32 protein-coding genes are annotated in these 18,179 nt (G+C 60.6%); 9 read left to right on the top strand and 23 right to left on the bottom strand.

Going from position 1 to position 18,179, the window contains the following annotated elements; all coding sequences use genetic code 11:
- Positions 1–30 precede the first annotated feature (30 nt).
- From ACF8K2_RS01310 to ACF8K2_RS01415, 22 genes are all read right to left on the bottom strand, one after another.
- On the bottom strand, positions 31–417 hold the full coding sequence (locus ACF8K2_RS01310) for a DUF3168 domain-containing protein (protein ID WP_392463156.1): 387 nt from the start codon (positions 415–417) through the stop codon (positions 31–33).
- Positions 410–985, bottom strand: coding sequence for an HK97-gp10 family putative phage morphogenesis protein (locus tag ACF8K2_RS01315; RefSeq protein WP_392463157.1), 576 nt, complete (start codon positions 983–985; stop codon positions 410–412). Before ACF8K2_RS01315 ends, ACF8K2_RS01310 begins: the two co-directional genes overlap by 8 nt.
- Before the next feature lie 3 nt (positions 986–988).
- Positions 989–1,159 carry a hypothetical protein gene (locus ACF8K2_RS01320; protein ID WP_392463159.1) on the bottom strand — a complete coding sequence of 57 codons (171 nt, stop codon included), beginning with the start codon at positions 1,157–1,159 and terminating at the stop codon, positions 989–991.
- A gap of 8 nt (positions 1,160–1,167) precedes the next feature.
- Positions 1,168–1,494, bottom strand: a complete 327-nt coding sequence (locus ACF8K2_RS01325; RefSeq protein ID WP_392463161.1) for a phage head closure protein — start codon at positions 1,492–1,494, stop codon at positions 1,168–1,170.
- Entirely contained in the window at positions 1,494–1,793 is a 300-nt protein-coding gene (locus tag ACF8K2_RS01330) for a head-tail connector protein (protein WP_392463162.1), read from the bottom strand. The genes ACF8K2_RS01325 and ACF8K2_RS01330 overlap by 1 nt, the downstream gene beginning before the upstream one ends.
- Entirely contained in the window at positions 1,794–2,150 is a 357-nt protein-coding gene (locus tag ACF8K2_RS01335; RefSeq protein ID WP_392463163.1) for a hypothetical protein, read from the bottom strand.
- Positions 2,151–2,201: 51 nt separating this feature from the next.
- The gene (locus tag ACF8K2_RS01340) at positions 2,202–3,404 is read right to left on the bottom strand and encodes a phage major capsid protein (protein ID WP_392463164.1); all 1,203 of its coding nucleotides are present in this window, start codon (positions 3,402–3,404) and stop codon (positions 2,202–2,204) included.
- On the bottom strand, positions 3,401–4,042 hold the full coding sequence (locus tag ACF8K2_RS01345) for an HK97 family phage prohead protease (RefSeq protein WP_392463165.1): 642 nt from the start codon (positions 4,040–4,042) through the stop codon (positions 3,401–3,403). Before ACF8K2_RS01345 ends, ACF8K2_RS01340 begins: the two co-directional genes overlap by 4 nt.
- Positions 4,029–5,243, bottom strand: coding sequence for a phage portal protein (locus tag ACF8K2_RS01350; protein WP_392463166.1), 1,215 nt, complete (start codon positions 5,241–5,243; stop codon positions 4,029–4,031). The genes ACF8K2_RS01345 and ACF8K2_RS01350 overlap by 14 nt, the downstream gene beginning before the upstream one ends.
- A gap of 2 nt (positions 5,244–5,245) precedes the next feature.
- Positions 5,246–6,934, bottom strand: coding sequence for a terminase large subunit (locus ACF8K2_RS01355; protein ID WP_392463167.1), 1,689 nt, complete (start codon positions 6,932–6,934; stop codon positions 5,246–5,248).
- Positions 6,931–7,476 (bottom strand): terminase small subunit, encoded by a 546-nt coding sequence (locus tag ACF8K2_RS01360; protein ID WP_392463168.1) that lies wholly within the window; start codon positions 7,474–7,476, stop codon positions 6,931–6,933. Before ACF8K2_RS01360 ends, ACF8K2_RS01355 begins: the two co-directional genes overlap by 4 nt.
- Before the next feature lie 153 nt (positions 7,477–7,629).
- Positions 7,630–7,968, bottom strand: a complete 339-nt coding sequence (locus ACF8K2_RS01365; RefSeq protein WP_392463169.1) for an HNH endonuclease — start codon at positions 7,966–7,968, stop codon at positions 7,630–7,632.
- A complete protein-coding gene (locus ACF8K2_RS01370; RefSeq protein ID WP_392463171.1) occupies positions 7,968–8,291 on the bottom strand; it encodes a phage holin, lambda family in 324 nt (107 codons plus the stop codon). The genes ACF8K2_RS01365 and ACF8K2_RS01370 overlap by 1 nt, the downstream gene beginning before the upstream one ends.
- Before the next feature lie 199 nt (positions 8,292–8,490).
- Complete coding sequence (locus tag ACF8K2_RS01375; RefSeq protein WP_392463173.1) at positions 8,491–8,832, bottom strand: antiterminator Q family protein; 342 nt, start codon at positions 8,830–8,832, stop codon at positions 8,491–8,493.
- Positions 8,833–8,843: 11 nt separating this feature from the next.
- A complete protein-coding gene (locus tag ACF8K2_RS01380; protein WP_392463174.1) occupies positions 8,844–9,161 on the bottom strand; it encodes a hypothetical protein in 318 nt (105 codons plus the stop codon).
- Positions 9,158–9,340, bottom strand: coding sequence for a hypothetical protein (locus ACF8K2_RS01385; protein ID WP_392463175.1), 183 nt, complete (start codon positions 9,338–9,340; stop codon positions 9,158–9,160). Before ACF8K2_RS01385 ends, ACF8K2_RS01380 begins: the two co-directional genes overlap by 4 nt.
- Positions 9,337–10,635 (bottom strand): tyrosine-type recombinase/integrase, encoded by a 1,299-nt coding sequence (locus ACF8K2_RS01390; RefSeq protein WP_392463176.1) that lies wholly within the window; start codon positions 10,633–10,635, stop codon positions 9,337–9,339. Before ACF8K2_RS01390 ends, ACF8K2_RS01385 begins: the two co-directional genes overlap by 4 nt.
- A complete protein-coding gene (locus tag ACF8K2_RS01395) occupies positions 10,632–11,060 on the bottom strand; it encodes a VRR-NUC domain-containing protein (RefSeq protein WP_392463177.1) in 429 nt (142 codons plus the stop codon). The genes ACF8K2_RS01390 and ACF8K2_RS01395 overlap by 4 nt, the downstream gene beginning before the upstream one ends.
- On the bottom strand, positions 11,057–11,356 hold the full coding sequence (locus ACF8K2_RS01400) for a DUF1364 domain-containing protein (protein WP_392463178.1): 300 nt from the start codon (positions 11,354–11,356) through the stop codon (positions 11,057–11,059). Before ACF8K2_RS01400 ends, ACF8K2_RS01395 begins: the two co-directional genes overlap by 4 nt.
- Positions 11,356–12,168, bottom strand: coding sequence for an ATP-binding protein (locus ACF8K2_RS01405; RefSeq protein ID WP_392463179.1), 813 nt, complete (start codon positions 12,166–12,168; stop codon positions 11,356–11,358). The genes ACF8K2_RS01400 and ACF8K2_RS01405 overlap by 1 nt, the downstream gene beginning before the upstream one ends.
- Entirely contained in the window at positions 12,158–13,015 is an 858-nt protein-coding gene (locus ACF8K2_RS01410) for a replication protein (protein WP_392463180.1), read from the bottom strand. Before ACF8K2_RS01410 ends, ACF8K2_RS01405 begins: the two co-directional genes overlap by 11 nt.
- 142 nt (positions 13,016–13,157) lie before the next feature.
- Positions 13,158–13,334, bottom strand: a complete 177-nt coding sequence (locus ACF8K2_RS01415; RefSeq protein ID WP_392463181.1) for a Cro/CI family transcriptional regulator — start codon at positions 13,332–13,334, stop codon at positions 13,158–13,160.
- Positions 13,335–13,422: 88 nt separating this feature from the next.
- Here ACF8K2_RS01415 and ACF8K2_RS01420 point away from each other — a divergent pair, with 88 nt between their 5' ends.
- The 3 genes from ACF8K2_RS01420 to ACF8K2_RS01430 are packed head-to-tail and all read left to right on the top strand — an operon-like array spanning position 13,423 to position 14,854.
- Positions 13,423–14,274, top strand: a complete 852-nt coding sequence (locus ACF8K2_RS01420) for a S24 family peptidase (protein WP_392463183.1) — start codon at positions 13,423–13,425, stop codon at positions 14,272–14,274.
- Positions 14,275–14,289: 15 nt separating this feature from the next.
- Positions 14,290–14,532 carry a hypothetical protein gene (locus ACF8K2_RS01425; RefSeq protein ID WP_392463184.1) on the top strand — a complete coding sequence of 81 codons (243 nt, stop codon included), beginning with the start codon at positions 14,290–14,292 and terminating at the stop codon, positions 14,530–14,532.
- Positions 14,522–14,854, top strand: coding sequence for a hypothetical protein (locus ACF8K2_RS01430; protein ID WP_392463185.1), 333 nt, complete (start codon positions 14,522–14,524; stop codon positions 14,852–14,854). The genes ACF8K2_RS01425 and ACF8K2_RS01430 overlap by 11 nt, the downstream gene beginning before the upstream one ends.
- 34 nt (positions 14,855–14,888) lie before the next feature.
- Here ACF8K2_RS01430 and ACF8K2_RS01435 read toward each other — a convergent pair whose 3' ends face one another.
- Entirely contained in the window at positions 14,889–15,209 is a 321-nt protein-coding gene (locus tag ACF8K2_RS01435; protein ID WP_392463186.1) for a DUF1654 domain-containing protein, read from the bottom strand.
- A 327-nt stretch (positions 15,210–15,536) separates the two neighbouring features.
- Here ACF8K2_RS01435 and ACF8K2_RS01440 point away from each other — a divergent pair, with 327 nt between their 5' ends.
- The 6 genes from ACF8K2_RS01440 to ACF8K2_RS01465 all read left to right on the top strand — a co-directional run bounded on the left by ACF8K2_RS01440 (position 15,537) and on the right by ACF8K2_RS01465 (position 18,158).
- Positions 15,537–15,818 carry a hypothetical protein gene (locus ACF8K2_RS01440; protein ID WP_392463187.1) on the top strand — a complete coding sequence of 94 codons (282 nt, stop codon included), beginning with the start codon at positions 15,537–15,539 and terminating at the stop codon, positions 15,816–15,818.
- 427 nt (positions 15,819–16,245) lie between these two features.
- On the top strand, positions 16,246–16,629 hold the full coding sequence (locus ACF8K2_RS01445) for a response regulator transcription factor (RefSeq protein ID WP_392463188.1): 384 nt from the start codon (positions 16,246–16,248) through the stop codon (positions 16,627–16,629).
- Positions 16,630–16,648: 19 nt separating this feature from the next.
- Positions 16,649–16,918 (top strand): hypothetical protein, encoded by a 270-nt coding sequence (locus ACF8K2_RS01450; protein ID WP_392463189.1) that lies wholly within the window; start codon positions 16,649–16,651, stop codon positions 16,916–16,918.
- The gene (locus ACF8K2_RS01455) at positions 16,915–17,442 is read left to right on the top strand and encodes a helix-turn-helix domain-containing protein (RefSeq protein ID WP_392463190.1); all 528 of its coding nucleotides are present in this window, start codon (positions 16,915–16,917) and stop codon (positions 17,440–17,442) included. The genes ACF8K2_RS01450 and ACF8K2_RS01455 overlap by 4 nt, the downstream gene beginning before the upstream one ends.
- A gap of 93 nt (positions 17,443–17,535) precedes the next feature.
- Complete coding sequence (locus ACF8K2_RS01460; protein ID WP_392463191.1) at positions 17,536–17,724, top strand: hypothetical protein; 189 nt, start codon at positions 17,536–17,538, stop codon at positions 17,722–17,724.
- Between the two features lie 50 nt (positions 17,725–17,774).
- On the top strand, positions 17,775–18,158 hold the full coding sequence (locus tag ACF8K2_RS01465) for a hypothetical protein (RefSeq protein ID WP_256804549.1): 384 nt from the start codon (positions 17,775–17,777) through the stop codon (positions 18,156–18,158).
- The last annotated feature ends 21 nt before the right edge of the window (positions 18,159–18,179 follow it).

The following is an 18,179-nucleotide window of genomic DNA, read 5'->3' on the forward strand; positions in this document are numbered from 1 at the left end:
GATAAAGCCGCGGTGCGGCCAGTAGGTGGATCAGTGAGTGGTGATAACGCGGACCGTGATCGAACCCTGGTACGTGATGCCGTCGGCATCGCGCTGGGCATCGGCCTGTTCAACCCGGACCGAAACAGCGCGGCCCACCGCCAGCGGCAGCCTGCGTTCATCCAGGGCTGCGATTACTTCACCAGTGATACGCTTGACCTCGGCCTGGCCGACAGCTTCCGACCAGACGGACAGGTACAGCAGGCGCTGTTCGCGCTTCCGGCCAGCGATTGGCCTGATGTTGGTGCTGATCTCGCGGTCGATTGACACATAGGGCTTCTGGGTGTTGATGTCAGCACCGTCGTAGATCGGACAGCTGACCTCAGCCCGGAGCCTGGCGAACAACGCCGTTTGCAGCGCAACGGAGGGATCAGCCATTGCCTACCCCCTGGCTTGCCTTGCGCAGGGTCTGGCGGATCGCCGTTTCAATGTCGGCCATCACGTACTCCCTGTTCACGTCTATTGAAGGCCTCAGCCACGGATGAGCAGGCCTTGCCGGAATGTCCGGATACTTGCCGAAGAAGTTCTGCCCATCGGACTTGTTCTTGGTATCGCGCTGGCGAAGCGCATTTCGGCGCCCACCCAGCTGTGATTTATCGCGGTTGGTGGTGTGCACCCCGCCTACGGCATTGCGGTCGGCCCGCTGGTAGATAGTGCCGGTGTAGCCCTTGGTGCCGTACTCGAGGAAGCGCAAATAGAAGAATCGGCGGTTATCGCGCTTTCCCCGGATTCCGACTTGGGCGTCCAGGCCGCTGGGCGAGACATAGACCTTCAGGGCTGATGCAGCTGCGCCTGTGTCCTTTGGGATCAGTTGCTGCTGGGTTGCCAGGATTCGGCCCGCTGCCTTCTCCATGGCTGGCTTCAGCTCGTTGTCCATGGTCTTATTGATGTTGCGGAGCGTCCGGCGCAGCCGGATATCGCCCCGGAGGCTGGAGCGACGTGCCATGACCTACTCCTTGGCCTGAGCGGCCCTGGATGGCTTTTCAGCCTTGTCGTCGACAGCTTCGGCATAGCCGCGGGCAATCAAGCCCTCGCCATACTCCTTGGCCACCTCAAATACTTCACCCTTCTCCCGCTCGCCAGAAGCACCCGTCAGCGGGCCCAATGCTCGAATCTTCATACTTGACCTCATGGGTTGGGGACGCTGGAGCAAAGCAGCCGCAGCATGTCCCGTTCATTGTTGAGTAGTGGCGCCTCGACCTTGTACGTCACGCCGGTGCAGATCTCAGTGAATCGCCAGCCCGCTACAACGTCGGTGCGGGGCCTGATGCGGATCTCGGCACTAACCACAGCTTGCAGCTGTTCAGCTACCGGAGAGACACGGCCCGTGGGCATGGTGATCTCGGCCCAAACCTTACCGACATCCACCCAAGTCTCATCGAAGCCGCCGGTGTCGTTCTGCACTCGCTGAGGTTTGCTCAGCCGGCCGCGGTGCCGCATAGGTCCAGCTCTCATCAGAAGCGCTTCCTGTACCAGAGCAGCCTTTCGACTGCGAGCGGCATGGCCGTGGCGATGGTTCCGACGGCCACGGCCTCGCGGTTGGCGTACCAGTGCCCGACCAGCAGCAAGATTGCCTGCTCGACATCACGTGTGAGGCCCATCTCTTCGGGCTCTACCGGGTCAGCCTCGACCAGCTTGCGGTCGCAGTGCTGTTCGACGTGAGCCTTGGCCGCTTCGACGTAGCCGCCGATCAGGGCGTCCTCTTCATCGCCGTCGACCCGCAGGTGCATCTTCACGTTGGCCAGGTCGATCATTTACTTAGCCTCGGCCGCTGCTTTCTCGGCAGCAACCTTGTCAGCAGCTGCTTTGTCTGCGGCAGCCTTGTCGGCGGCTTCCTTTTCAGCTGCCGCTTTTTCCGCTGCAGCCTTCTCGGCCGCTGCTTTCTCGGCAGCAGCCTTGTCTTCCTTGGGCGCGGCAGGCTTGGTTTCTTTCGGCTTCACCACGCGCGGCTTGCCATTGGCGTCAACCTCTACGGCCAGGCCCTTGCCCAGCAGCGTGTGGGCATACTCGTCGTCGGCCTTCTCGAACACCTGGCCGCGTTTTACCTTGGGCGATTCAGCACCAAGCAGATCCGCGTTACCGACGAATCCCCACAGAGCTTTGATGTGCATACTGCCTCCTGAAACAAAGAGGCCGGCGATGTGCCGGCCTTGAGGGATGGGTTAAGCGGCCACCGGGAAGTTGCCTTTGACCAAAGCTTCCTTGCGGCGCACGCCCAGGCCCAAGCGCTCCTCGACCAGCAGCGCGACTTCGTTGCGGATGAACTGGTCGTTGATCAGGCCCATCTTGAACTCGTAGGCCATGCGGTCGAACAGCGTGGTGGAGCGAGCAAAGTTCGCAACCAGGAACTCGCCGCCGGCGTCGCCATCACCTTCGTCCATGCTGTCCGAAGTGATGACAGGACGACCCCACAGGATCGGAGTGACCAGCCCCTGCAGGTTGGCGAACAGGTAGCGGTTCTCGCCATCCTTCTGCAGCTCGATGTTCATCCAGTCGAGCTCGGTCATCACCACACCGTCGGCCGACATCAGCGACTGCTTGCGCACCTGATAGATCGCGCGGCGGACCAGATCGATTGCTGTATCGCTCGCCTTGCTCAGTGCAGTGTTGTAGCTGGTGGCCTGGGTCATCAGGCCGTTCAGGTTCTCGCCGGTCCCGTCACCTTTGAGGATCTGTGCCTCCTCCTCGAGCTTGAGGTCGTAGCGCAACAACTGCTGCAGGTAGGCGAACATTTGCGGTACGTCAGACAACACCTCGTCGGTGGCCGGCATCCACACCGCGATCTTCTTCACCCGATCGGTTTCGGTGGTGAAGGTTACGTTGCTGGTCGGTTTCAGCCCGCCCTCAGCCACCGGCTTGGCGCCGCGGGTGTGCAGGTTCTCGCGGAAGTAGGTGTAGCTCTGGCCGCTGACCGGGATGGCAGTCAGCAGGTCGCGGATTCGCAGCTCCTGCCGTAGGCCCGGCTGGATAACCGGGTCATAGTTCGGCGCGACGATGCCAGCGCTGGTGACCTTCATTTCCTTCATGCTGGCCAGGTCGGACTTGGTGACTTCGATCTTGGCCTGGCTGGAGCCTTTCTGCTGCAGGCTCTTGTAGCTATCGTCGCCCTTCACCAGGTCGATGAAGCTCTTGCCTTCACCCGGCTGGCCGCGCAGCTTGACGCCCTTTTGCTCCAGGTCCTGCACCTGGTCGATGACCTTTTGCAGCTCGCCCTTCTGGTCATCGATCAGCTTCTTCAGGTCAGTGCTGACCTTGTTGCCTTTCTCGACCTCTACCATGGCCGCGTCATATTTTTCCTGGAGGCCGGTAAAACCGTTTTTCAGTTGCAGTTCCAGTGAGTCCTTCAGTTCTTTCACTTCGCTCATGGCGATACTCCGAAATATTGGGTGAACAAGTTGGGAATTTCTTTCAGCTCATCCACGATCGCCGTGGCCTCGCTCCCGCCGTCACGGCGCAGCGCGGTGTAGCCGAGCGAAGCGACTGCCGCCGCTTCCTTCTGCGAGAGGCCCATACGCTCGCGCAGGGCCTTCTCGAAAAGCCTGATGTCCGACTTGACGCTGAGGACTTGAGCCTCGGGGTTCATGCCGAACGGGACGAAAGAGGCCTCCCAGAGTTCGGCCTCTTTGATGACACGCACACGCCGACCGGCGCGCTCCTCGAAATCTGCCTTGATGGTGTTGAAGCCGATCGACATGCTGTCGAGCACTTCGTCTTTCATCAGCTCGTAAGCGTCACGCGCATAGCTGACTCTGAGGTTGACCTGGCCCTTCAGGAGCAGGCCGTGATCGTCCGAGGTGAAGTCGGCGGCTCCGACCAGGCGGGTCAGGTCGTGGTACAGGGCAAGCTTGAGCTTGCCGCCGCGGGTCGCCTTCACTCGGGTGAAAGCCCCCGGCACGATCACGTCATCACCCAGGTCCACGTTATTGAATACCGCGGCGTAGCCCTCGAAATTGCCGGCTTCGTCAACGGACTTGAGTTCGAATGGGCATTCAAGGCTCGCCATTGGTTTGCATCTCCCACCGGGTGACCCGGTTGTATTCTTCGCCTTCCAAGGGAGGCAGGTTTTCTTTCGCGCGGACCTCATTGATGCTCATCCAACCTGAGCCGCCTGACCCGCCCAGGGCGCCACCGTAGTAGGTGGATCGACCAGCGCTATCCGCACGCATCAGCCCCTCGACAACGAACTCAAGGAATCGCCCGGATGTACCGAACAGCTTGATGTTGAGCTCGTCCTCGATGGTGTCGATGTAGGGCTTGAGGCCGAAGGTGATGAAGCCGATCAGTTGCTGCTCCAGGTTGGAGCCCATGATCGAGGTCTTGCCGGCTCGGTTTGCCAGCCAGAGTGGCACGCCGTAGATGCCTGCCAGCGCTTCCTCTTGGAACTGCTGAGATTCGATGAACTGCGCGTCCTTCTGCGAAATCCCGGCGGGGTGAATCTTCGGCCCGCCCTGCAGGATCGCCATCTTGCCGATGTCGTCGGTGTCGGCCTTACGGACATCCGGGAATCGCTTGAGGATCTGTTCTTGCTGCTGCTCGGTCAGGAAGCCGTCGTAGATGACGTAGCCACCTGTGAATCCGCCTTTGCGCATGAACCGCGCCGACCACTGCTGGCCAGCCTTAGCCAGCCCCATAGTCTCGGCCTGGTACTCCAATGGAGAAAGGCCAACAACCCCGTCCAGGCTGAACAGCTTGAAATGCAGCATGTTCTCGGGCGACACCGGAAACGGGTCGCCTTCGGCGGGCGTCACCGTGTAAAGCAGATCATCTTCGGTATCGACCTTGACCGTTCGGCCGTCCAGCGGGACCATGCCGATCACATCACCCTGCCCGTTGCGCTCGATCAGCGCGAAGGCGTTGCCACGCAGCGCCATATTCACGACCACGAACTTTAGAAAGTTCAGCATCGTCATGTACGGGTTGGGCTTGCGCAGCAGCTTGAGCATTCGGTCGTTGCCGCTGATCATCTGCCGACCGCCCTGCTTGTCCTCGTAGAGCTTCAGAGGTAAGCCGCTCAGCGATTCCGAAAGGACCTTGACGCATGACCAGACCATGCTGATCGACAGCGCGGTCCTGGTGGTGATCCGCACACCAGCCTTCGTCCGCCTTCCGCCAACCTCTAGATCGGCCTCCACATAGTTCCCGGTGGTCGGGTCGGTATAACCGAAAAAGCCCCAGGTCGCGGGGTTGTACCATTTGAATGCCATGGTCAGCCTATGAGGTCGAAGAACCCGTGGTTGAGGTAGTTGTCCATGCCGCTTTTCGCTTCTGGATTGAGAGCCATCAGCGTCACGGCATTGAACAGCGCCATGAGCGGGTCGATCTTCGCCGAACCGCTAGCCTGCTTCGTGATCAGGATCGAGTTGCCTCGGGGCTCAACGCGAGCATTGCCGCAGCACCACGCCATCATCGGCTGACCGCCGTGTAGCAGGGCGCCCTCTGCCAGCTTGCGCTCCGCAGTTTTGATTGATCCGCCCAAGCGCCAGCCCTGCGAAATGCCGTCGATCTTGTCGCGGGGTATCCCGGCCGCCTCCAAGGCATCGAGAATCGCACCGACACCAGCTGGGTCGAGCCCGACCTTGTCCAACAGCCCGGCCTGCTCGACCTTCGCGACCAACTGCGCCACGTCATCGATGTCATCACCGATCCGGTTGACTAGTGTCAGGTGCCCATCTTTGGCGAAGTCCCGAATGCGCGGGGCTTCTGACTTTCGGCGCTCCAGCACGGATGGGTGCGCCCAGGCGTGAGTCCAGGTCAGCCAGCGCCGCGTGCCTATTTCACGCCCGATGGCAGCCAGCCCCAGCAGGTCGTCCAGCCCCCCGCCGTCGATGCCGATGTCGATTACCTCGCAGCGCTCGATCAGATCATCCAAGGTGTTGCACAGCTCGGAAGCTTGTTGCTCCCAGTAGTCAGTGCCGGCCCAGCGATCGGACAACAGGGCCAGGCCGATCTCGACGTTGAGGTGTTTGGCCAGGAAGCCGCGGAATGACTCTTCCCCATCCATCTGCGCTTGGGCATATCCCCGCTCGATGAACGGCTCATCGACCGAAAGCCCCAGATTGGGGTTGGTGATATAGGCGTTAGAGAAATCCCGATGAGCCCCAGCATCGAGCATCGCTTTCGGGAACTCGTACAGCACTGGCAAGAACGACTTGTCGACGATCTCGCCGTCGCGCACCTTTCGGGCATACAGCAGCTTCTGCCGGAACACGCCGGCTGGCGGCGCATCAGACTGGGTGGTGGCCCAGATGATGAAACCCTCGGGCCGAGACGCCAGGCCACCTGTGGCCTCGCGCAGCATGGCCTCGGCATTTGCACGCTTGCCGAATACCCACAACTCATCGACGAACACGCCGATGGCCTTTTTGCCTGAAACGGTCTCGCTGTCAGCAGCTACCACCTTGAGCGTGGCGCTGGTCTGCCGATGGGTAACAGTGCGCAGGTGGTCCTGCACCTTGAGCAAGGCGTCGAGTTCTTCATCCGCCCGCACCATGTCGCGAATCGGAATGTAGGAGTTGTCCGCGATTTCCTTGGTAGGCGCCAGGATGATGAACTCACCAGAGGGCCGCCAGTTAAGGATCAAGGCCGTAAGCATGATGCCCGCAGCGATCGTGGACTTGCCGTTCTTCTTGCTGATCAGCAGCATGAACTCGCTGACCAGGCGTCGGCCTTCATCCGGATCGTAGGCTCCGAAAATGGCGGCCACGAACTGGTTCACCCAGTCGCGCACAGTCTCGGACATCAGTGGACTACCGGTGGCATCCACCATCCGGAGGGCACCAAATACATCGAGCGCTTCCTCGGCCTCGCTCGGAAACAGCGGCTTGAAGGGAATCAGACTCTTGCGCGCAACGATGCGCTGCTCCCAGTCAGGGCATGCAGTGGTCCATTCCATCATTTAACCGCTCTCAGCGGGCCGCGCCGGGCGCCGAACTTGCCAGTGGAGGCCTGCTCGGCCTTGGCCTGGGCCTGGTCCTTCTTACCGCTCTCCCCTTTGCGGGGATGCACGAAGGGCATGAGGGCCTTGGCGGCATCGACGCGCAGCTTCGGCTCCGACTCCAGGTCGTTCATCACCGACAATAGGAAGTCTTTCGGGTCGCGGTGCAGTAGCGCCTGCATCAGGTCGAAGCCGGGAGGCTCAGGGTCGGCGTGATCGTCCTTCGTGGCAGCCGGCTCGGGCGCCGATTCAGCCTGCGTCGATGGCTCCGGCGCAGGCTTGGCTTTAACATGCGCTTTAACATCTGCTTTAACATCTGGCGGCATCAGACCCAGGGCGCGCAGCTTGGCCAACTCGGCCGCCACGTCCTTGTCCTTCACCAGCCTAGAGCCCGCCGCAGACGCTGTCTTCTCCGAATAACCAGCCGCCACAGCTGCGTCCCGATTGGACGCACCTTCCCTCAGCGCTGCGATGAATGCGCGCTTGCGGGATGTTAAAGCCATTTAACAAAAATCCTGTGGGGGAAAAAAATCTGTACGTGGGGTCGGTGGCGGTCTAGCTACGTGAGAATCGCTATATTTTGCCCTCCCCCCACCCCGTGGCACGTCAATGGCGTGCCTCGAAGCCTCATTCCGCCCGTTTCGAGTCGCTGGAGGTCACCCGACCAGTCCTGCAGCCTCCTCGGCCTGCTTGACCGAATCGTGGCAAGGCTTGCAGAGGGGCTGCCAGTTGGACTGATCCCAGAAGAGATCCTTGTCACCTCGGTGCGCAACGATGTGGTCGACGACGCTGGCTGCAGCCGTTCTTCCTTGCCGGGCGCAGTAGGCGCACAGCGGGTTGTCACGGAGGTACTGCTCTCGCGCCTTCTGCCATCGGTAGTCGTAGCCACGCTGGGAGCTGGTCATGCCGCTCCGCCAACTGCCTGGCGTGACTACCTTCACCCGCGACCCTGCGCTCTCCTTGATGCGAGAGCCGAGCGTCTTGAGCCTGGCCATCAGCCTTGCGCCTTGCGGGACAGGAACAGGTCGGAGTAGCCGCGCAGCTTCTCTACTCCCATGAAGCCGACCGCACCGCCTGCGAAGGTCGCCATGCCCTGCGGCAAGCCCATCCACTCGAGCAGCGGCACTAGAGCCAGGGTAATGAGGCCGCAGAGAGCACCTTCAAGGAACATCTGCCGCCGAGTCCCACCGCCGTACACGACCCGGAGGGCAGCGATCGCGACCGACAGGCCAGCGGCGTACAGCTGAGGCTGGTGAGCCAGCACCCAGGCGAGCACAGCGGCCCACAGGCCAGGATCCTTTTCGGGCATGTTCGGCATCTCGGTTCCTCCCTTTTGGGGAGCGGAATAGATTCGGCCCCAACAGCACTCCCAGCTCGGGGCGATGGGTGTGGTGGAGCCGAAAACGAAAAAGCCCCGGCGAATGCCGAGGCTCTAAGGAGGCTGCTGGTAATGGCGAGTTTGCTCTCGCGCACCTACCGCAAAGTAACACGAAAGATACTGGTGAGGACCGGGGCTGTCAAGCGGCTTCACGTCGAACATCGAGTGCGCCATCAATCCAGGCCACACCTGCCTTCCATAGCTGACGAGTCTTCTCTTCTCCAAACTCAAGCTTCTTTCCCACTTCCTTCAGCGATGTATCACGAGACGTGTAGTACTTGAAGATTACCTTTCCACATTCTGGGTAGCGCTTGAGCAAGCGGCCTACCAAACCATCAATCAGCAGGGCCGCATCGTCAGTGATCATCGGATCAAGGATGGTGTTCTCGCGTGACGCGCAGCACGACACTCCCGAACCCAGAACCGCCCAGCGGCCCCAATGCTCCAGCAAATCCTCAGCAGTTCGCTCCAAATGGCTCATGTCCTTCCCCCTCAATCCCCGGTGTAGTTGGTGCCGCCGGCGCCGAGCCGGTTGCTTCCCTGATATGTCGCCTCAGGCCCAGATGCCTGAGGGTTCTTCAACTGCTCAATCTGCCGTGTCGCTGCCTGCAGCCTCATGCTGAGCTGGGTCACCAGTTCATCCAGGGCCAGGGCCTCGCCAGTTGCAGCCACTACCCAGCCAGAGGCGTTGCAGTGGTCGCATGGCAGTTCGTGAAACAAACCCTTGGTTACCGCTCTCCCACGGCACAAAGGGCATACATCCAATTCAATTACGGCCTTCTTGAAAGCCGGGCCGTGGCTTTTCCTCATTCTGCTCGACGCCCCTTCTTGGCCTTCAACCAAGGCCGTGGAGGCTGCCGTTTCGAGCCAGCGATCTCCGAAGTGATGTCAAAGAACTCGTCGATGATCACCATCCCAGGGATGCCGACACCACGAATGCCGCCATCGAGGAACAGCAGAGGGGCGCGGGACTTGCCCAGATTTCTCATTTCGAATCCTCGCTAATAACTAATTTGCTAAGGCCTCCCGAAGCCTCGCCACCATTGGTCTGTGCCGAATTCTGCGGGATTTCAAATAAGGCCTCTTTAAGGCCATGGACGGCGCTGAAGCCGATCCGATCAAGCCACGCATGCCACTTCTCTAGAGCCAACTTGCGCTGCTCCATGGCCTGCGTGTGGATGTAGGTGCTGGCGATTTTGCCCAGCGAGTGGTTGAGCAGCATCTCGCCGATATGGCCGTCGATACCGAGGTCGGTCCAGGTAGTGCGGGACACCTTGCGCAGGTCGTGACTGGTCCACTCGCCTTGCCCCAGTCGGGTGAACACCATGCTGGCCTGGGTCTCGCTCAATGGCTGCCCGCGACGATTCGGGAACAGGTAGGCGCCTTCGTAGCCCTTGGACTGCTGAATGGCGCGGTAGCGGATCAGCAGCGCCTGAAACTGGGCGGTCAGTGGCAGGCGGTGCTCGGTGCGGGTCTTGGTGTGGGCGGCCGGAATGAACCACTCGGCAGCAGCCAAGGTGACATCGCTCCAGCGCGCCATGCGGGTCTCTCCGATTCGAGTGCCATGGGCCAGCATCATCAAAGCCAACATGGCGTCGCTCGGGCTCGTCTCGAAGGCCTGAGCCAACTGCTGCATCAGCTCAGGTAAGTGCACGCCACGCAGGCGAGCAGCCTTTGCGGTGATTCGCGCCTTGGTGAAGTCACTGAAGCGCACCCCGGCCATGGGGTTGCCGTCGATCATCTCCAGCTTCAGGGCCTGACGAAAGGCGGTCAGCAGCATCCCGAACATTTGCCGGAGATAGGACAGCGACAGCTTGGCCTGGCCTGGCCAGATCAGATGCTTATCGATCAGTTCGGCGCTGACGTACTTGATTGGCAGATCGCCCAGGCATGGCCGCAGGTGCTGGCCCACGGCGGCGCGGGTGGCAGCCTTGCGCTTCGCCGATAGGGAGCGGTCGCGAGCCATACGTTCAACGTACCAGTCGAGCAGTTGCCCTACCGTGGCCATTCCCGAGACGACCAGCGCAGTGGCCGGGGCGCGCAGCAAGCGCTGACGAAGCGCGGGCAGTTCGGCGATCACCGCAGCCGCACTCAGCTCAGGCCAGCGAGCTACCGGCACCCACTTCTTGCCGCGCACCAGATGCCATGTGCCGCGCTCGCGGTTGCTCCAGAAACGCAGATACAGCCCGGGGTGACGCGGGTCGCGCAGGTCGCGCACCGACTTGTCAGCACCCTGTCGGCGAATCTCTGCCTCGCTGAATTTCACTTCGCGGGTCGCGCTCATGCTGCCACCGTGGCAGGCTGCAGCAGGTAGGCACGGATGGCCTCGACCGCGTCGATGTTGCCCCGGCACACAATGGCCAGGTAGTTCTCATTCGTCAGCATCTGCAGGAAAGCATCCTGGCTCGCCGACACTGGCGCATCGAACGGCGGCTTGGCCTTGAACTCGATGTACAGGCCGAAGTAGCCGCCGCGGGCCATCGGTAGCACCAGGTCGGGCACGCCGGCCTTGACGCCCTGCGCCTTGAGCTTTCCGGCCACTGCCTTGACCCGGTGGCCGCCATTCGGGACGTGGTAGATCAGCTTGTAGGCCTGCGGGTAGCGCAGCTGCAGCTCTTTCATCAGCGCGGCCTGCTCCTGCCCTTCCCTGTCAACGGGCTTGGCGCGGGCCGGTTTTGCCTTGAACGGGCGAAGGGCGGGAGCATTCATGCGACCAGAACCCCCTCGGTGATCAGCTGAGCCTGTGTCCGCACCACGCCTTCAAGGTGCATGAACCGCAGTTCGTCGTAGCTGAATGCTGTCTTGCTGCGAGAATCGATGGCGTCATGGCAGGCACTGCAAGCCCATGCGCCCTGCAGGTCATGCGGCTTGTAACCAACGCCGCAAGTGCCGGCCATGCGGTAGTGCGCCAGAACGGTGGTTTCCGGATTGCCGTTGCACACACCAGGGATTCGCACCTGGCACTCCCGGCCGCGCGCGGCCTTGGTTAACTTGGTTTGCCGCATCAGCACTCCTCCTTGCCGCGGTGAGATTCCCACTCGAAGGGCACCACCACGCCGCCGCCTTCGCGCAGGCGGTCGTAGCACCGCTCGCCCATGGCGTGGCGCAGCTGGCCGGCCTCCAGGTTGGAAATCACCACCGTGGGACGCATCTGCTCGTAGCGCCCGTTGATGATGGAAAACAGAGTGGTCAGCTCGAACTCGCTCGGCTGCTCCTTGCTCACGCCGACCTCGTCCAGCACGAGCAGCGACGGCTCGATCAGGCTGGCCAGGATGTCGGCTTCGGACTGTTCGCTATGGCGGTCGTAGGTGGCGCGGATGGACTGAAGGATCGCACCCACGGTTCGGTAAACCGCAGTAGCCGAGGTATTGCGCATCAGCTCGTTGGCCATGCCGGCGCCCAGGTGGGTCTTGCCAGTACCGACCTTGCCCAGCAGCATCAGGCACCGCCCGGTGCGCTCGATCTCCTCGAACGCAGCCACGTAGCGGGTGCAGTAGGCCAATGCCTTGCGCTGCCCTTCGTGCTCAACGCGGTAGTTGGCCAAGGTGCGGCCGGCGAAGCGCTTCGGGATAAGCGCCGAGCCTAGCTTGCGCGTCACGGCCTCACGCTTCAGGCGCGTTTCTTCCGCTAGCTGCTTGGCCTCGCGCTCGGCAATGGCGCTCTTCTCGCACTCAGGGCAGCGCCCCACGATCTCGCGCCCCATCAACAGGGTCACTCGCTGCTCAAAGGCGCCGTGGTGCTCGCACTCGGCCGGCTGGACACGGAAGCCTGCGGCGTTTCTCACGTCGGACATGGTGATTACCGATTCAGATCGCATAGGTACCGTCCTCGCGCTCGGTCAGTCCGCCGGTGTAATCGCGGTCACTGAAACCGTGGTGGCGGCTGTTGGGGTTGGCCTTGGCAGGCAGATGGGTGCCGATGCGCTTGGTGATCCACTCAACCTCGAAGCCCCGCCATCCGTTCTCGACCGCGATCTCCAGGGCCTGAGCAGGCTGAATACCGAAAGCCTTGCACTGGTCCAGCTTGGTGTTCAGGCCGGACCAAATCCGCGCGGTGACCGGGGCCTTGGCGGCTTTGCGAACTGCGAGGTAGTCGGCGATCAGCGACTCATCGAGACCATGGGGGTTGTCGGCCAGCATGGCGACCTTCCCGAACGGCGCCTTGCGGTCAACCTTGGCCGGAGTCGGCGGATCATCACTGGGGGGGCATGTATTCTCTTCCGAAGGAAGAGATACATAGGGGGTTAGATTCTTAGAATAAAGAAGGGACTCGGCGGTTTTGGTCTGTTTCGACTCTTCGCCGATTCGGACCACTTGAGCCGAGTCGGCTGTTTTGGTCTGATTCGGATCAGTGACGTATACCCAGTCTTTCGGATCATTCACACCGATGTCACCCCGTGCACCGCCCTCGCGAAACAGCACCCGACGACGCAGCAGGCTGGAGATTGCCTTGGATACGGTGTCAGGGTGAGCGTTGATAGCCTTCGCGATGTCGGTAGCCGGGATGCGCTGAGCGCCCGCACCGAAGTTGATGGTGACCTTGGCCACGTACAGCACAATCTTCATCTCCCTGGCCGGGAGATCGATAGCCAGCAGGCCATCCATGAGCTGGTTGTCCATCCGGGTGAACCCCCTGGACTTGTCAAGTGGGACGATGTTTGTCATGCTTAAACCCGTTGAAATGCTGTAGAGAAAGCCGCCCCGCCAGGCGGTTTTTTTTCGTCTGCAATTCCACTACTGGATGGATTCGCAGGTGTTTCAGTCATCTACTGGCAATAGGCCAAGTAGAAGAGAATCAGCTCACCAGTCACGCTGCTGCACCCTTCTGGTCAGCCTTCAGATCGCCACGTGTAAGCCTTTCGATCTGGTACTGCCGCAGCTCGGGCACGTCCTCCCACTGGCGGACTGCTTCATAGGTAACGCCAAGGGCTTTCGCGAGCGCCGAGATGGAACCGAAATGTTTAATTGCCTGGCTTTTGGTCATGGCGACCTCCTTTGCTCGTCTCGATATTCAAGCATGCTTGCATATTCAAAACAAGCATGCTTGACAAGCAACCTTGTAGATTGCGCACATGAAGACCACTGATCGAATCACCAAACTCGTACTAGCCCGCCGGCCTGAGCTTGGCGTGCGCAACGTCAAGCGGGACATCGCCAATACCTGTGGGATCAGCTATGAGGCTGTCCGCCAGTGGTTTGCCGGTGACACCGAGAACATCAAGAACGAGAACCTTGTTGCCCTAGCTGATGGCTATGACACGACAGTGGATTGGCTTCTTGGAGGCAAGGGCGAGCCGCCGCGTAAAGCGGACCCGAAGCCCCAGCCGACCAATGAGCCGAGCGCTCCCGTATCCGCAGCTGAAGCGGTTCGAAAAATGCTTGAAAAACACGGGAAAGGCCTAACAGCGGAGGCTCGGCAGAGCATCGTGCGCGCTGTTGAGGAGGATCCACAGGGCGAAAATGGAAGCGGGTTCATCATCACGGCCGCCGACACCCCAGATGGGGATATCTCAATCCCGCAATACGACATCCGCGCCGCAATGGGCCACGGCCAGGTTCCTGCCGAGTACAGCGAGGTCATTCGCAATGTGGTGATCCGCGAGGAAGTGCTGCGGGAGAAAGGCGTGACCTACTCCGCCGCCCAGGCCTTGGCGATGATCACCGGGTGGGGGCAGAGCATGGAGGGGACGATCAACGACAAAGACCCAGTGATCGTGGATCGAGGCGTGAACGATTACCAGGGCGAAGGGGTGTATGTACTTACCTGGCATGGGGATCTGCTGATCAAGCGCCTACAGCGCCAGGATGAGGACCATGTCTGGCTGATTTCCGACAACAGAAACTATGAAAAGCAGTCAGCAAGAATCGATGACGTGATGATCCACGCAAAGGTTTTGCTGGTCTGGAATGCCAGGAAGGTCTGAAGATGGGATGCCAACATGACTGAAAGCGAATCGTTTAAGCTGAAGATCGCGGTTTCGCGCCTGAACAAGCTGGCCATTCTACAAAGCTCGGCCCTCATGAAGCTGAGTGCAGCTATTTTGGGCATGGACGGCATAGACTCCAAAGCTCGGAATGAAGTCTTGGAGGTCTTCCACGGCCTTCAGGAACACATTGACGTTCTGAGCGAGCTCAATGACCTAAGCGGGCTCAATGGTCCAGGTGACGCCGATGGCCAATGAGACCGTTGATGTTCGCCTGCTGCAAGCGCAATATGATCGCGTGACCAGAGACCTCGAACATGAGAGGAAGCGAAACGGCGGTCACGAACCTCCAGGAGGAGATGGCGTGGACACCAGAATCATTAACCTCGAGCGCGATATGACTGATGCCAAGATCGCCTTGGCCAAGGTTGAGACGCGGCTGGAGCATATTGAAAAAACGATGCTCACCAAGGGGCAAACAGCTGCATATGCGCTGGTTGCCGGCATCGCTGTTTTCGGAGCCGGCTGGTGGGTTGTGCAGCAGTACTTGGCCCCACTAGTCGCGAGTATCGCGAAGTAAATTAAGCCCGCCCCAGCGGGCTTTTTCATGCCCGTCAGAAAGGCGCCTCCTCCTCTTCCGGCTCAACCAGGGCCACCTCCTCTCCCCTGTCTATCACCCGATCGTCGTCCGTCGGCACATCCCATTTCAGGAACACCGACCCATCGTCGCAGAACGTCATATCCAGACCATCGGTCTCCGCCAGCAACTCCATGATTGACTCCCAATCCTGGTCGGCATCGGTGTCCATGCGATGAACTAACACCCTCCTGTCCAGCTGGGCCAGTGGCGAGTTAATCATTGCCGAAACCCTCAGCCCTAGCCGCTCAAGGCTAGTGAGCTCATCCATCCGAACTGCATTTTCCTGCGCTGACATCCGCCACCTCCTACGTACTGTACATCCATACAGTAAGAGAAAATTACACAAGCGTGCTTGCATTTGAAAAACAAGCATGCTTTTATAAATGCAAGTTCGCTTGCATTTGCAAACGAGCACGGCAGCTCAGGCAGCCACCGCTCTTTAAAAACCAGCAGATGAGCCACCAGGCGCCGAGTCAATCCGGCAATTGAGTTCTGGTGGACGTTACGCAAAGCAGCAAGCTTCCTCGCTCGACATGTCGGCCCGCAGGTTTGCTGAGCAACATCGATTTCACTGGCTGGCCTTGGCGACAGGGCCAGACGGGAAATCAACGGGAGAAGTCCGATGAAGATTCAGAATAAAACAGGAGGCGCGTCGGTCAACGCGCCGACGCTGGAGGGGAGAGTTGAAGCTGCGCTGATGACCCTGGCCTGCCAAGGTGACCCAGGGCTGAGAACGAAGCTTTCGCTCATGCATCCCAGCCGGGACATTGATAAATACAGCTGCCTGAAGTACGCCACCATCGTCCTCAGTCGGACAATAGCTGCTTCATTACAAGCTTTGCCTCCTGAGCGTCTTCAGACGATTTCGACAGAGTTAGCTGAATATCTCGCTCCAAGAGTTTGATCGCCACGACCCCGTACCAAAATCCATCCTCAAGCTCTACAGCATCTCCCACCTCGATCGGTTGATCGGTTTCAAGGTGCGTGGGATTCATATCGTCGGCGTCATGCAGGTATTCCAACTTGAGCTTGCGCATATGCGGCTCGCCCTCCTTTGCTGGCTGTGTTGTGTGAGAGCGCTCAGCCTAGCGCAAAGCCCGTCACCTGGGCAGTGGTGAGCTGGCCGCTGGCCACCAAACAACCAGCGCCACGTCAGCCTGACGAAAACTGCCCGATCCACCTAGTTCCCCATCACCAGGCTGCATCGGTGTGTGATCTGAAACTGAATGGCAGGCCGCCCTGAGTAAATGGGGAACGATTACAGGGCCTCGCAGGCCTCGCCTGGAAGATCCCCCAGACCACACACCAATGCAGCTCACCGAGGACACTTCATGGAAACGATCACCTGCGGCTCATGGATTGGCCAGCTCGGTAAGGCGCTGGCTCCCCGCGAGCTTGAAGCACTGCTGTGGGTGGCCCAAGGCCTCACCACCAAAGAAATCGCCCGCCAGATGGCAGTCAGCCCCGGCACCGTCGCCAACCGCATCGAGGCCGCGCTATTCAAACTCGAAGCCGGGCGCCGGATCGAGGCCGTCACCAAGGCTATGCGGCAACAGATCATCAGCCCGCTCTGCATCGCCCTCGCCGCCCTGATCGCCATGCATTCGGCAATCAACGACAGCGACCCGATGCGCCGCGATCGCCGGGCGCCCGAGCGGCGCACCGCACAAGTTCGAATAGTTCGCAGGGCCGAGGCCTTCGAACTCCACGCCTGACCCACCCGAGGATCACCCCATGCAGACAGCCGTGCATAAAGCTTTCGAGGACAAGCGAATGGTGCTCGCTGCGTTGCTTGAACGCAGCCAGGAAGCGCGCAACGAAGCGTTCGCCCGAATCGGACAGGGAGCCCCGCGCTACCAAGCATCTGGAAAGGGGAAGACCTGGGATGTGGTAGAGATCGCCACCGGCGCAGTTCAAGGCTTCGCCTACAGCTACCGGACCGCAATGCGGTTCGTGGATGCGATGGAGGCAGGTGCGGCGAGCAAGGGAGGCGGACTGCAATGATCGGCGGCCCACTCCAAGACCAGCGCGCCGCGGTGCTGGCCCAGCTCAATGCCAGCATCGACAGCTTCTTCCTCGAAGGCGGCATCGTGCACGAGCTGCAAGGTTTCCAGCCGGTACCGCGCAGGCCGCACCACGGCCCCGGATCGACCTCTAGCGACCCGGCGACCCTCGCTGCGATCCAGGCGCAGAACGAAACGGTACAGCGCGTGAAGCAAGCAGCCAAATCCATGACCCTAGCCCAGGCTGTTCAGGAACTGGGCATGGGCCGCACCGAGCTGCACCGCATGTCGAAGGAGCACGGTTTCTTCTTCATGAGCAACAACAAAGAACGCCTGCAGCGAGAGATTGCACGCCAGGCGCGCGAAGCTGAACGCGCAAAGCTGGTCGTCCTACTGCGCGAGATCAGCGGCACCGGCTTGAGCCCGTACGCCGCCGCCAAGCGCCTGGGCATCAGTCCACACACCGTTCGAACCCTGACCGAAGAGCACGCGCTTGATTTTCCGGCCTACGGGAGCAAGAAGTGAAACGCATCACCGCCCGCGTCCGGCACGGCCGGCGCCAGCAGCACATATGCCTGCCGCCCAGCGGGATATCAGAAGATCGGGGAGACGAGCCGAATGAGAATCGACCTTCCGGGCCAGTTCGATCTGCCGATCCAGCTTGCCCACCAGCCGCCGGCAGCGCCTTCAGGTAGCAAGGAAGAGCTGGCCGTGCGAATCGCTAAGGCACTCGTCAAGTACGAATCACGGCCTTCCTCTGCTCTCTGGATAGAGATACAGGCCTGCGCCCGCGCAATCCTCAAGTAACCGCCATGCCGCATCCGGCCACGGAGGGCGGCGCATGCATGGAGAAAGCCATGAGCAACTACAACTGCGACTACGTTCGCCGCCACTACGACGTGCCGGCCGAAATCGGGCGCCGAGTGATCGCCAACGGTGAGCCAGGCGTCATCATGGCCGACCGTGGCCACTACATCGGCGTCATCCTGGACAGCGACCCGAAGAAGCGCATCCGCAACTACCACCCCACCTGGGAGATGCAGTACGGCGAAATGGCCGAGAAGCTCCCGCTGAAGCGCTACCAGGTGCTGGTCGCTGGTTGGGATTGGTGGGACATCACCAATCGAACCATTGTCGATGTTTTCGCCAGCACGCCGTCGCAGGCCAAGTACAAGGCCTATGAGCGATGCGAGTACCACGACATCGAGTGCATGTTCGGCTTCAAGGTTCGCCGGGCCTGATCACCCGGCGCTAAACGACAG

Source organism: Pseudomonas sp. xss_2, from assembly GCF_043104195.1.
In the GTDB taxonomy this organism is placed as follows: domain Bacteria; phylum Pseudomonadota; class Gammaproteobacteria; order Pseudomonadales; family Pseudomonadaceae; genus Aquipseudomonas; species Aquipseudomonas urmiensis.